At 72.2% G+C, this 11688-nt stretch carries 9 protein-coding genes and 1 pseudogene; 2 read left to right on the top strand and 8 right to left on the bottom strand.

The genetic code is table 11. The features are described 5' to 3' along the window. Positions 1 to 40: 40 nt before the first annotated feature. The 7 genes and pseudogenes from ACIQOV_RS08910 to ACIQOV_RS08880 form a co-directional block, all read right to left on the bottom strand. Positions 41 to 664, bottom strand: a complete 624-nt coding sequence (locus ACIQOV_RS08910) for a thioesterase II family protein (RefSeq protein WP_401046536.1) — start codon at positions 662 to 664, stop codon at positions 41 to 43. Between the two features lie 34 nt (positions 665 to 698). Then, positions 699 to 1721, bottom strand: a pseudogene (locus tag ACIQOV_RS08905) (LLM class flavin-dependent oxidoreductase); the annotation flags it as partial. A 107-nt stretch (positions 1722 to 1828) separates the two neighbouring features. Beyond that, on the bottom strand, positions 1829 to 2671 hold the full coding sequence (locus ACIQOV_RS08900) for a hypothetical protein (RefSeq protein ID WP_401046534.1): 843 nt from the start codon (positions 2669 to 2671) through the stop codon (positions 1829 to 1831). Continuing rightward, positions 2661 to 3743, bottom strand: coding sequence for a 4-hydroxyphenylpyruvate dioxygenase (hppD, locus tag ACIQOV_RS08895; protein WP_401046532.1), 1083 nt, complete (start codon positions 3741 to 3743; stop codon positions 2661 to 2663). The genes ACIQOV_RS08900 and hppD overlap by 11 nt, the downstream gene beginning before the upstream one ends. 15 nt (positions 3744 to 3758) lie before the next feature. Next, on the bottom strand, positions 3759 to 3980 hold the full coding sequence (locus ACIQOV_RS08890; protein WP_401046530.1) for an MbtH family protein: 222 nt from the start codon (positions 3978 to 3980) through the stop codon (positions 3759 to 3761). Next, on the bottom strand, positions 3977 to 5731 hold the full coding sequence (locus ACIQOV_RS08885; RefSeq protein WP_401046527.1) for an amino acid adenylation domain-containing protein: 1755 nt from the start codon (positions 5729 to 5731) through the stop codon (positions 3977 to 3979). Before ACIQOV_RS08885 ends, ACIQOV_RS08890 begins: the two co-directional genes overlap by 4 nt. A gap of 38 nt (positions 5732 to 5769) precedes the next feature. Beyond that, a complete protein-coding gene (locus tag ACIQOV_RS08880; RefSeq protein WP_401046525.1) occupies positions 5770 to 7344 on the bottom strand; it encodes a 4-hydroxyphenylacetate 3-hydroxylase family protein in 1575 nt (524 codons plus the stop codon). 213 nt (positions 7345 to 7557) lie between these two features. Here ACIQOV_RS08880 and ACIQOV_RS08875 point away from each other — a divergent pair, with 213 nt between their 5' ends. Beyond that, on the top strand, positions 7558 to 8895 hold the full coding sequence (locus ACIQOV_RS08875) for an extracellular solute-binding protein (RefSeq protein WP_401046522.1): 1338 nt from the start codon (positions 7558 to 7560) through the stop codon (positions 8893 to 8895). A 54-nt stretch (positions 8896 to 8949) separates the two neighbouring features. Here the strand turns inward: ACIQOV_RS08875 and ACIQOV_RS08870 are convergent, their stop codons facing one another. Beyond that, a complete protein-coding gene (locus ACIQOV_RS08870) occupies positions 8950 to 10338 on the bottom strand; it encodes a condensation domain-containing protein (RefSeq protein WP_401046519.1) in 1389 nt (462 codons plus the stop codon). Between the two features lie 192 nt (positions 10339 to 10530). On the opposite strand from ACIQOV_RS08870, the gene ACIQOV_RS08865 reads away from it, so the two are divergent. Further along, positions 10531 to 11688: acyl-CoA dehydrogenase family protein (locus tag ACIQOV_RS08865; RefSeq protein ID WP_401046516.1), on the top strand; the 1158-nt coding region annotated here is incomplete at its 3' end.

The following is an 11688-nucleotide window of genomic DNA, read 5'->3' as shown; positions in this document are numbered from 1 at the left end:
GGGCTTTGGCACCGCTAAAAGCGCGCCGTCCCGGCTCCGGTCAGCCCTGCCCGGCCCCGGCCGGCCCGGGGGCCGTGCCGGGAATCGCGCCGGGGGCCGCCTCGTAGCGGCGCAGCACGGCGGAGAGGAACTCCGGGAACCCGGGCGCCTCCCGGGGGAAGAAGTGGCCGCCGGGCACCACGGCGATCTCGCTCTCCCGGGTGGAGTAGCGCGCCCACTCCCGGACCTCGGGCACCGTGACCAGCCGGTCCTCGGCCCCGCCGAAGGCGTGCAGCGCCACCGGCAGCGGCGTACGGGCGACGGTGCCGGCGGCGGCGCACAGCCGCAGGTCGTCGCGGACGATCGGCAGCAGGGCGGCGAGCCACTCCGGGTGGTCCAGCAGGATCCGGGGCAGTCCGCCGTAGGCGTCCAGGGTCCGCACCAGGTCGGCGTCGGGGATGCCGGGCTCGTCGGGCAGCGGCGCCGGCAGGTGCGGCGCCCGGTGGCCGCCGAGCACCAGGGCCGCGGGCAGCCGGGCGCCGCGGGCGTGGCGGTGCTGGGCGAGCGCGAAGGCGATCAGGGGCCACCGCGCCGGAGCCGGACGTGGCTGCGAACAGTTCGGGGGCGACGTCCTCGGCCATGGCCCTGGCCGACTGCCAGGCGACCTCGTGCGTGGTGCCGACACCGCCGCAGAGCAGCACGAAGCGACGGAAGCCGGCGGACGTCAGCGCCTCCAGCTTGGCCCGGACCGTCTCGACCGAACCGACCAGGGCGAAGGGGTTGCGGAGGTAGGACTCCGCGGGGGCCTCGAACACGCCCTGCACGCCGGTGTCGCCCTCCTTCGCCAGCGAGGACAGCGGGCTGTCGGCGGGGTCGGCGCCGGCCATCCGCGCCAGCACCCCGCCGGCGGTCTCGATGTGCGAGACGAAGCCGTCGCGGACGAGCTCCGCGGCCTCGCGGTCGGTGTCGGCGATCACGGTGAAGCAGCTCGCCGCGACGTTCGCCATGGAGAGCTCGTGCCCGTGCTCCTTGCCGACCTCCAGGTAGCGGTGCAGGCGCGCGACCATCTCCTCCACGCTGATCTTCGACATGCCGCCGGCCGCCGGGTCGAGGTTCAGCCCGGTGAAGACGTTCCAGCCGCGGCGGGCCGCCATGGCGAGGGACTCGTCCGTCTCCGCCGCCACCCACAGCGGCACGCTCGGCTGGACCGGCCGGGGCCAGACGGTGACCTTCGCGACCTCGGCGTCCTGGAGGAAGGCGGTGTACGCGGGGGTCAGGTCGTCCTTCGCCACCGGGTGGTCGATCCGGTTGACGGCGCCGTCGATGAGGTCGGCGTTGTGCTCGAAGGCGGCCCGGTCGCCGCGCCGGCCGAGGCCGATCTCCAGCCGCCCGCCGGAGAGCACGTCGATCATGTTGAACTGCTCGGCGAGGTGCAGGGGGTGGTGCAGCAGGGCCAGGTTCACCCCGGAGACCAGCCGGGCCCGGGTCGTCCGCGCGGCGATCGCGGCCAGCATGACGTTCGGGTGCGGGGAGATCGACGACGGGCCGAAGTGCTCCGGCAGGCTGAGGCCGGCGTAGCCGAGGCGCTCCGCCTCGACGCAGTGGTCGAGGTAGGTCTCGTAGAGGCGGGCCCCGAGCACCGGGTCCCACTCCTCCGGCGAGCGCGATCCCGACGGCGCGTAGGTGAGGTTGTCCCAGTAGACGAACTTGACGCTGTTCGGGTCCTCGGAGAGTGTGCTCATGCCGGTGGTTCCCCTCTGTTCGCAAGGCTCGCAGTGGATGTGAATCAATCTAGCCAGGCGGCCGGAGGCCGCCATCTTCCAGATTGCCCGCGTGGTCCGGGCCGGTTTCAGACCGTGCCCGGGGCCTCCAACGACCTGGCCAGCGCGGCGGCGTCGGAACGCACCCGGCCGCCGAGGCGGGGGCGCTGACCGGTGTCGGAGTACTGACGGGGCCGGCTGCCGCCGGTGCGGCGCAGCACGGTCATGCTGTTCTGCCGCAGCTTGCGGCTCTCCAGCAGGTTGAGCATCTCGAACTCGCCGGGGGCCATCCGCTGGGTGTCGGCGATGTACTCCAGGATCGCCTCGCCCTCGGGGTAGGTCATCAGGTAGTGCATGACCACGATCCCGCCGTCCGGATCGATCAACTCCCAGAAGTTCTCGAAGAAGTAGAGGCAGTCCCAGGCGTCCACCCAGGCGAAGTCGATCGGCCGGAACTCCTCGGGGAGGCGTCCGACGGCCCCGCGCATGTCGGAGTTGACGACGGTGACGCGCTCGGCGAGGCCGAGCTCGCCCAGCACCTCCGTCACCAGCGGGGCCGAGGAGCCGGCGTCCGAGAGGTCGTCGACCGCCACGAACCGCGGCCGGTACGGCTCGCGGTAGCCGCCCGGCAGCAGCAGCGCCGGCTCGCTGTCGATCCACGCCTCGTCCAGCTCCCGGCCGTCCGTGAGGTACGGCAGGGTCTTGCGGACCAGCGCCGCGGCCTCGGCGCCGGCCAGTTCCTCGGCCTCGGCCAGGGCCTTCGCCAGGAACGGGGTGGTGTAGCCCATGCCGACCTCCAGCACCCGGTGGGGCCGGACCAGGTGGATCAGCTGGGAGAGCAGCGGCGCCACCACCTCCGTTCCCATGCCCGGCACCCGAAGCCGCTCGACCGCGGTCCGGAAGCGCTCGTCGGGGATCGTGTCACGCGTCATCGCCGGTACCCCTGCCCTGCTGGTGCTCGATGGCCTGGTAGAGCGCCTTGATGTTGCCGCTGCCGAAGGAGCGGGCACCCATCCGCTCGATGACCTCCAGGAAGAGGGTGTTGCGGGGGTGCACGGACTTGGCGAAGATCTGGAACAGCTGCCCGTCGTGGTCCTGGTCGATCAGCAGGTTCAGCCGCTCCAGCTCCGCCACCGAGTGCCGCAGCGGGGTGAGCCGGTCCGGCAGCAGCCGGTAGTACGCCGGGGGGGTGCCCAGGAACTCCACGCCCCGGGCGGCGATCGCGTCGACCGAGCGCACGATGTCGTCCGTGGTGAAGGCGATGTGCTGCACGCCCGGACCGCCGTGGTCCTTCAGGAAGGAGTCCAGGTGGCCGGAGACCTCGGACGGGTCGGGGGTGATCAGGGTGAAGGTGACCATGCCGCCCTGCACCACGTTGGTGATCATCACCTGGCCGTTGACCTCGATCCGCTCCGTGAAGATCGGTTCGAAGTCGAGGACCTCGCGGTAGAAGGCCACCGTCGTGTCCATCTGCCCCGGCTCGACGCAGATCGCGAAGTGGTCGACCTCCCGCAGGCCGCAGTCCGGCCCGGCCGGGCCGGCGTCGGCCGGCGTCAGCCCGGGCAGCAGCCGCTCGTCGCCGCCCGCCGGGCGCTCGACGAAGGTGTGGGCGATGTCGCCGACGCCCATGATCGTGGCGGTGACCACGTCGCCGTGCGCGACCGGCGCCGACACCGGCCGGGCGCCGCGGCGCACCGCCGTGGCGAAGGCCGCCCGGGCGTCCGGGACGCGCAGCGCGATGTCGGCCACCCCGTCGCCGTGCTTCTCGACGTAGGCCGCTCCCGGGTGGTCCCCCACCACCGGCCGGCTGAGCAGCAGCCGGATCCCGTTGGCGCCCAGCGCCACCGAGCGCAGCTCCCGCGCCTGCGGGGGCGAGCTCGCATACACTTCCAGGCCGTACCCGCGGACCAGCCACTCGGTGGTGACCGCCAAGTCGGCGACGTAGCAGGTGATGTGGTCGACGAGCATGCCGCCGAAGGTCTCCTGACCCGCGTCGAGGCTCATGTTCCGGACTCCTCGTCAGTCGTCGGGCTGCCCAGGGAGGCGCCCGGTGAGGCCGTTCGGCCCCAGATCCGTCCAGTGCTCGTTCACGTAGGCGAGGGCGGTGGTCCGGTCGGACGGCCCGTGCTCGGGCGTCCAGCCCGCCGGTACCGCGGCGTCGGCCGGCCAGAGCGAGAACTGGCCGCGCGCGTTGACCAGGACCGTGAACTCGCCGTCGTCGGCGTCGAAGGGGCTGCTCATTCCCGCTCTCCTTCCGGTCGGTCCAGCAGGCCCTCCAGGGCCGCCACCGAGGGAACGTCGAAGAACTGGGTGACGGTGAGCGGGATCCTCAGCTCGGCCCGGATCCGGCTGACCAGCCGCATCGCGGCCAGGGACTGGCCGCCGAGCTCGAAGAAGCTGTCGTCGACCCCGATCTCCGGCACCTCCAGCACCTCGGCGAACAGGGCGCACAGCTGCCGCTGCCGCTCGGTCGCCGGCGCCCGGCGGGTCGAGCCGGTCACCGGCTCGGGCAGCGCCCGCCGGTCCAGCTTGCCGTTGGGGGTCAGCGGGAGGGCCGGCACGCTCACGAAGGCCGTCGGCACCATGTACGCCGGCAGCTGTTCCACCGCGTGCGCCCGCAGCGCACCCGCCTCGATCCCGTCGGACTCCGGGACGTAGTACGCCACCAGGCGCTTCTCCCCGGACTCCGACTCCCGTGCCACGACGGCGACATGGGCCAGTCCGGGATGGCGCGCCAGTACCGCCTCCACCTCGGCGGGCTCCACCCGGAAGCCCATCACCTTGAGCTGGTCGTTGGCCCGGCCGAGGTACTCCAGCAGGCCGTCCCGGTCGACCCGGACCAGGTCCCCGGTGCGGTACATCCGTTCGCCCGGCGCGTCGAAGGGGTTGGCCACGAACCGCTCGGCCGTCAGATCGGGCCGGTTGACGTAGCCGCGGGCCAGGCCGCGGCCGGCGATGTGGAGCTCGCCCACCCCGCCGACCGGCACGGGCCGCAGCCCGGCGTCCAGGACGTGCAGCCGGACGTCGTCCATCGGCCGGCCGACGCCCACCGGGCCCGTGGCGAGGTAGGGGGCGGTCATCGGCGCGCTGGTGCTGAACAGCGTCGCCTCGGTGGCGCCGTACATCGCCCGCACCACCAGGGCGGGGTTGTGCTCCAGCACCCGCTGGACGGCCGAGGGGGCGATGACGTCGCCGCCGGTGAGCACCTCGCGCACACCGGCGAGGCAGCCCGGATCCTCCTCGGCCAGCACCCGGAACAGTCCGGCGGTCAGGTGGATGCCGGTGATCCGCTCCTCGGCGATCAGCCGGCGCAGGGCGTGCACGTCGAGGTCGCCCGGCGGGGCCACCACGATCCGCCCGCCGTGCAGCAGCGGCACCCAGAACTCGTACGTGGAGACGTTGAAGGCGTACGGCGCCACCATCAGCACCCGCTCGTGCCGGCCGTCCGCCCAGATCGAGTCCAGGGCCAGGCCGAGCGCGTCCCGGTGGGCGATCGCGACGCCCTTCGGCACCCCGGTGGAGCCCGAGGTGTGGATCACGTAGGCGAGGGCGTCCGGGCCGGTGGGGACGGCCGGGTCCGTCGCGGGGTAGCCCGCGAGGCCCTTCTCGCCCTCGACGACGACCACCTCGGCGCCTTCCGGCAGGCCCTGCCGGCTCATCGCCTCGTCGGTCAGCAGCACCGGCGCCGCGCAATGCTCCACGATCCACTGCTTGCGCGGCAGCGGGTAGGCGCTGTGCAGCGGGAGGTAGCACCCGCCGGCCTTGAGCACGGCCAGGATCGCCACCACCAGGTCCGCCGACCGCTCCATCAGCACCGCGACCGGCGACTCGGCCCGCACGCCGAGTTCGCCCAGCCGGTGCGCCAGCCGGTTCGCCCGCTCGTCCAACTCGCGGTAGCTGAGCCGGACTTCACCGGACGACACGGCGATCGTGTCCGGTGTCCTGAGCGCCTGTTGCGTGAAATGCCCCTGAAGGGAAGGGGAAGCCACCATGCCCTCCGATCCTCATCGATTGGTTGTCGGTACCCGGATCAGCTGTCGAGCAGCCCGTGGACGGAATCACTCAGGTCGGCGAAGGAGGACAGATCGGGTACCGTCCACCCGTTCAGGTCGTACTCCGCCAGGCACTCGTCGACCAGGCCCTTGTAGGAGTCCAGCTGGCCGTTGGCGAGCTGGGCGAAGAGCAGCTCGATCCGGGTGTTCTCGTGACTGCCCGCGTAGTTGCGCTCGTAGAGCTCGTGGCGGCCGCCGAACTCGCTGCCGACGGCGTCCCAGAGCAGTTTCATCACCTTGACCCGCTCGACCGCGTCGACGCCGCCGGAGCCGCGGAGGAACCGGTCCAGGTAGGGCCGGATCTCCGGATTGCCGAAGTCCTTGGCACTGGAGTTGACGTAGATCAGCCCGCTGGCCACGTCCTGGAGGACGATCTCCCTGATCCGCGGGTAGCCCGTCTGCATGAACCACCGGTAGGCCAGGCCGTACTGGGAGTTGGGCAGCACCGCGCCGTTGCGCCAGGCGACCGGGTTGCGGGCGGCCGCGTCGGACAGTCCCCAGAACAGGTTGCGCCAGGCCAGCACCTCGCCGAGCCGGCTCTGCACCCCGCGGAAGTCCCCGGTGCCGGTGATGTCCAGGGCCTTGGCCAGCAGGCCGGCGATGAACTCCAGCTTCACCGCGAGCCGGGTGCAGCCGTGGAAGGTGAACCGCTCGATGAAGCCGGACTGGCCGGTGAACATCCGGATCTTCTCCGGCTGCCCGTAGACGAAGACGTTCTCCCACGGGATGAGCACCTTGTCGAGCACCAGGATGGTGTCGTTCTCGTCCAGCCGGGAGGAGAGCGGATGGTCGAACGGGCTGCCCATCGCCGCCGCCGTCGCGGTGTAGGACGGGCGGCAGATCAGCTTCATCCCCGGCGCGTTCATCGGCACGGTGGCCACCAGCGCGAAGGTGCGGTCCTTGATCGGCAGGCCGTAGTGCGCGATGAAGTTGTAGTGCGTCAGCGCGGAGCCGGTGGCGACCACCTTCGCGCCGGACACCACCAGGCCGGCGTCGGTCTCCCGCTCGGCGTGGATGAAGACGTCCTTGACCTGGTCCGGCGGCAGGGACCGGTCGACCGGCGGATGCACGATCGCGTGGTTCCAGTACAGCACCTTCTCCTGCGACTCGGCGTACCAGCGCCGGGCGTTGTCCGCGAACGGCTCGTAGAAGTCCGCGTTGGCGCCCAGGGTGCCGAGGAAGGAGGCCTTGTAGTCGGGGCTGCGGCCCATCCAGCCGTAGCTCATCCGCGCCCAGGCGGCGATCGCCTGCTGGTCGCCGACCAGGTCCTCCGCGCTGCGCGGGGTGGTGAAGAAGCGGTGGGTGTAGCCCTCGCCGCCGCTGTCGACCGGCGCGGTCAGCACGGGCCGGTGCCGGGGGTCGTGCAGGGCGTCGTAGAGCCGTGCGGTCATCCGGACCGGATTGTGGAACGCCGGGTGGGCGGTGACGTCCTTGACCCGATCACCGTAGAGGTAGATCTCCCGGTCGTCGCGCAGGCTCTCGATGTACTCCGCCCCGGTCAGCGGGCGAGTTCCGCGCGCATTGCCGGCGGTGGTTTCCCGGGCTTCGGCCATCAGACGCCTCTCCTTGCTGCCAGTTCACCGGACGGATCGAGACTGACAGCCCGGGAGCGGCGGTGGCTTCTCCCGACGTGCGCCGCTTGCGGACCCGGGCGGCCCGGGCGGTCCGCACGGCCCGGACTCAGCACGAGCGGAGATGCCCGCGGTCCGCCGCCCCCGGAGCATGAGCATCTGGATCTGCCAGGCCTGCGCAGGAGGGACTCCGGAATGAGCAAGCGAATCGACATCGACATCGTGGTGCCGCTCTACCCGTTCATGCCGTACTTTCTCGACCGGACGAGGGAGTTGGCGGAGAAGTTCACGGCCAACCACCCCGAGTACCGGATCCGGGTCAGCGGCGCCGACTGGCTGTCGGTGCCGCAGACGGTCCACGACGCCGTCCAGCAGGGCGGCGCGCCGACCATCGCGCAGTACTTCTACACGTCGACCCGGGACGCCCTCGACGCCCGACGGCCCGACGGGTCGCCGCTGTTCACCTCGGTCGAGCGGGCGATCGCGGGCCGCACCGAGATCCTCGGCGAGCCGGTCGTGCTCGGCGACGTGGCGCCCGCCGCGCGGCACTACTACACCCACGACGGCGCGGTGGCGGCCATGCCGCCGCTCACCTCGACCACGCTGCTCTACGCCAACACCACCCTGCTGGAGCGGGCCGGGATCACCGAGGTCCCGCAGACCTGGGCCGGGATCGAGGCCGCCTGCCGGGCCGTCGCCGCGCTTCCGGACGGGCCGGCCCACGCGATCACCTGGCCCAACCACGGCTGGTGGTTCCAGCAGTCGGTGGCCCAGCAGGGGGCGCTGCTGGCCGACCACGACAACGGCCGCTCCGGTCGCGCGGAGACGCTGTACCTCGACTCGGACGCGATGCTCGCCTACGTCGACTGGTGGCGCGGGCTGCACCGGGCGGGCCTGTACCGCTACCACCCGAGCCGGGTGAACACCGAGGTCGACTGGGACGGCAACTTCCGCGCCTTCGCCGACCAGGAGGTCGCCTTCGTGCTCACCACCTCGGTCGAGGCGGCCCGGATGGCCCAGGCAGGCCTGGACGGCGGCTTCGTCGTCCAGGCCTGCCGGATGCCGTACAACGACCGGGTGCCCTACGCGGGCAACGTGATCGGCGGCGACGCGCTCTGGCTGGCCGCCGGCCTGGACCGGGAGACCGAGGACGGCGCCCTGGCCTTCATGCAGTACCTGAACACGCCGCGCACCGCCGCCGAGCGGCACCGGGAGACCGGCTTCATCCCGGTCACCGGCGGTGCGATCGACCTGCTGGAGCAGGAGGGCTGGTTCGAGCGCAACCCGCACTTCCGCACGGCGCTGGACCAGCTCGCCGCCAACTCCGGTTCGCCGGCCGCCCGGGGCGCGCTGCTCGGGGAGTTCGCCGGGATCCAGGACATCCTGACCACCGCCATGCACGACGTGCTGGTCACCGACGTGGAACCGCGGGTCCGCTTCGCACAGGCGAACGCCGAGGCCCAGCTGCTGCTGGACCAGTACAACGACGCCTGCCGGGGCCTGCGCCCCCGCGGCCCGATCAGGGTCGGCTGACGACAGGGCCGACGGTCCCCGCCGCACGCGGCGGGGACCGTCGGCCCCAGTGGTTCAGGAACGCTCGGTACGGAGGTCCAGGGGCGCGTCCGGCGCGCCGACCAGCTCCCGCAGCACCTCGCGGAAGCGGTCCACCTGCTCCGCCACCGAGCTCTCGTCGTAGAGGTTGCTGTTGTACTGGATGCCCGCCACCACGTCCCCGGCCGGGTCGAGGTTGAGCGTCCACAGCGCGCCGTTGGGCACGTCCGAGCCCACCGGCTGCGAGGTGAGCCGGCGCCGCACCTCGGTGTACTCCAGGTCCCCGATCAGCTCCCCGTCCAGCAGGAACGGGAACGGGAAGACCTGGAAGACACAGGCCGCCCGGCCGTCCTCCAATGTCGGCAGCATCAACTCCGGTGCCTGGGCGAGGATCTGCCCGAACGGGATGTCGTGGGCGTACGCCTCCAGGCTGGTGGTGCGGATCCGGGCGACCACCTCGGCGAAGTCGCGGGACCCGGCGAGCTCGGTGCACAGCGGGAGGAAGTTGAAGAACGGCCCGACCGTGTGGTGGAAGCGGTCCTCGCCGCGGCCCGGCGAGAAGGTCGGCACCACCACCCGGGTCGTTCCGGAGGAGCGCGCGACCATCACCGCGAACGCGCCCATCAGCACCATGAACGGCGTGCTGCGCAGCGCCCGGCCGATCTCCACCGCCCGCGCGGTCAGTTCGGCGTCGACGGTGAAGCGGTGGATGGCGGTGGACTCCGGCAGGCCGGCCGACTTCGGCCGGTCGGTGGCCACCGAGTAGATCTCGGCGCCGGCCAGCTGCTCCCGCCAGAAGGCGCGTGATTCCTCCAGCGCCGGATCCGCCGCGTACTCCCGCTGCCACGCCGAGAACTCACGGTACGGCAGGGCCACCGGCAGCTCGGGCTGAGTGTGCCCGCGGCGCTCGGCGTAGCGGACGGCGAGATCGCGGATGATCAGCCGCACCGACCATCCGTCGGCCGCCGTGTGGTGCACGACGAGGGCCAGGACCGCGTCCTCCTCGTCGAAGCGGAGCAGGGTGGCCTTCAGCAGGGGGAGTTCCCGCGCGCTGATGGTGCCCGACTCCACCTCGGTGATCAGGTCCTCCACCGCCCGCTCGCGCGCCGCCGGATCCGCCCCGGTCAGCTCCCGCAGCTCCAGCCGGACCGGGGTCGGCGGATGGATCTCCTGGTACCGCTCGCCCTCGCCCCGGACGATGGCCGTGCGCAGGGCCTCGTGCCGCACCACCACGTCGTCCAGGGCCAGCTGAAGCGTCGCGGCGTCGACCTTCCCGCGCAGGCGCCAGCCGTGCACGATGTGGAACCGCGGGCCGAACGGCCCCTCGTCGTCGCCGCGGTCGAAGCCGCAGAGGAATTCCTGGTTGAAGGAGAGTGGCGTCCTGCTCGCCGGTGCGTTCGACTGCGGCTTTCCATTGGGGCTCATGGGGAATTCCTCTCACGGAGTCCGGGGCGAATTCGCCCCGGAACCGTAGCAACGGCCCCGCGGCCGTGGGTTCTTCGATCGTGCTGGCAATCCGGGAGATGCGCACCGGCCGGGCCGCGGGCCAGGCTGGCCGGGAAAGTCCATCCAGCGTCGGTGGAACGCCCGCCCGAACCGTAGAGGAGCTGCGCCGCAATGACGGTCGCCATGAACGCCGCAGGGTCCGGCTCGCCGCAGCCGCCCGAGCCCGGTCTGACACCCGGGGAGATCATCGCCAGGGCCGAGGCCATCGCGCCGCTCCTGGTCCCCCGGCAAGCCGAGACCGAACAGCGCACCTACTACGCCCAGGACACCCACGAGGCGTTCGCCGGGGCCGGCTTCTACCGGATCCTCGTGCCCAAGCGCTACGGCGGCTACGAGTTCGGCATCGACACCTTCCTGCGGGTCGCGATGACGCTGGCCCGCGGCTGCCCGTCGACCGGGTGGATGTACTGCCTCGGCGCCACCCACGCCCTGCCCGCGGCCTCGCTGTTCGACGAGCGGGCACAGGCCGAGCTCTTCGCCGGCGGCGACTTCATCTGCCCGGCCACCATCGTGCCGAACGGGAAGGCCGAGCGCGCCGAGGACGGCGGCTGGCGGATCGACGGCACCTGGAACTACTGCTCGGGCTCGCCGTACGCGACGCACTTCATGGGTCACGTCCCGGTGCCCGGCGAGGCCGGCGAACCGCCCGCGCCGATGCTCTTCGTCGCTCCGCGCGCCGAGTTCCGCCGGGCCGACGACTGGGGCGGCCAGCTGGGCCTCAAGGGCAGCGGCTCGCACAGCATCGTGATCGAGGACGGCCGGGTCCCGGACCACCTGACGCTCCCACGGACGCACATGAGCGAGGTCGTCGTCGACGGGGGCACGCCCGGCTACCGGTTGCACGGCAACCCGGAGTACGGCGGCGGCTCGCTCAGCTTCATGCTCCTGGAGGTGGCCTCGCTCGCCGTGGGCATGGCCCAGGGCGCGCTGGACGCCTACGAGGAGCTGATGCTCTCCCGCACGACGCTGTTCCCGCCCGTGGTCACCCGCGCCGAGGACCCGGACTACCAGTTCTGGTACGGCGAGGCGGCCGGCATGATCGCCACGGCCGAGGCGGCCGTGCTGCAGGCGATCGCCCAGTGGCAGGAGCTGTGCGCCCGGGGGCCGGGCGCCTTCACCCGGGAGCACGACCTGCGCCTGGCCACCATCTGCCGCGAGGTGATCCGGCTGTGCTGGCACGCCGTGGAGGGGCAGCTGTTCCCGACGGCGGGTTCGAGCGCGGTGCGGCAGGGGGAGCGGATCGAGCGGGTCTGGCGCGACCTGTCCACC

The organism is Kitasatospora sp. NPDC091257, assembly GCF_044757675.1.
GTDB lineage: Bacteria > Actinomycetota > Actinomycetes > Streptomycetales > Streptomycetaceae > Kitasatospora > Kitasatospora lactacystinica.
The sequence above is the reverse complement of the archived record's forward strand: the minus strand, read 5'-3'. Positions and strand labels throughout refer to the sequence as shown.